At 59.3% G+C, this 511-nt stretch carries 2 protein-coding genes; one reads left to right on the top strand and one right to left on the bottom strand.

From position 1 onward, the window contains the following. On the top strand, window positions 1–215 hold a 215-nt coding region (locus NKJ89_RS35675), incomplete at its 5' end, for a DUF1259 domain-containing protein (protein ID WP_352609091.1). Here the strand turns inward: NKJ89_RS35675 and NKJ89_RS35670 are convergent. Continuing rightward, on the bottom strand, window positions 212–397 hold the full coding sequence (locus NKJ89_RS35670; RefSeq protein ID WP_352609089.1) for a hypothetical protein: 186 nt from the start codon (window positions 395–397) through the stop codon (window positions 212–214). The two genes, NKJ89_RS35675 and NKJ89_RS35670, sit on opposite strands and share 4 nt — an antisense overlap. Between the last annotated feature and the right edge of the window lie 114 nt (window positions 398–511).

Genomic DNA, 511 nt, shown 5'->3' with positions numbered 1-511 from the left:
CGATCACGGGTGATTTTGTGCTGACGGCAAAGGAGGTCAATCCGGTTATCAATGCCATGCAGGACAACGGCATCGAGATCACCGCGTTGCATAGCCACATGCTCGATGAGAAGCCGCGGCTCTTCTTCATGCATTTCTGGGCGAACGACGATGCACAGAAGCTGGCGAAAGGCCTGCGCGCAGCCCTCGACAAAGTCGCCGTCAAGAAGAGTTAGATTGGGTGTCCGCGCGCGTCCAAGGCCAGCAAACAGCCCTGGCGGATGTTGCGGTCGAGGCCGGCGAAGTTCTCGGTTTTATTTGGCTGAAAAGCGTTGACAAGAGCACGCTGCTCGAAGCGCTCGCCGGCCTTCTTCCCGTGCCTCGGGAATCGTTCACTGGCACGGCGTCTATCCGCCATCAGCATTGCCGGTGCCGGCAAGATCATAAGCCAGCAGCCCGAGCGCCACGGTGGCAAGACCAGTGCCGATCAGGGCGATCACCTGGGCCAGGAAGAGATGACGGTAAGTGCGAT

Source organism: Mesorhizobium sp. M0047, from assembly GCF_040323315.1.
In the GTDB taxonomy this organism is placed as follows: domain Bacteria; phylum Pseudomonadota; class Alphaproteobacteria; order Rhizobiales; family Rhizobiaceae; genus Mesorhizobium.
The sequence above is the reverse complement of the archived record's forward strand: the minus strand, read 5'-3'. Positions and strand labels throughout refer to the sequence as shown.

Coding starts and splice junctions, on each gene's coding strand:
- NKJ89_RS35670 (WP_352609089.1), bottom strand. CDS start 397: ATGGCGGATAGACGCCGTGCCAGTGAACGATTCCCGAGGCACGGGAAG.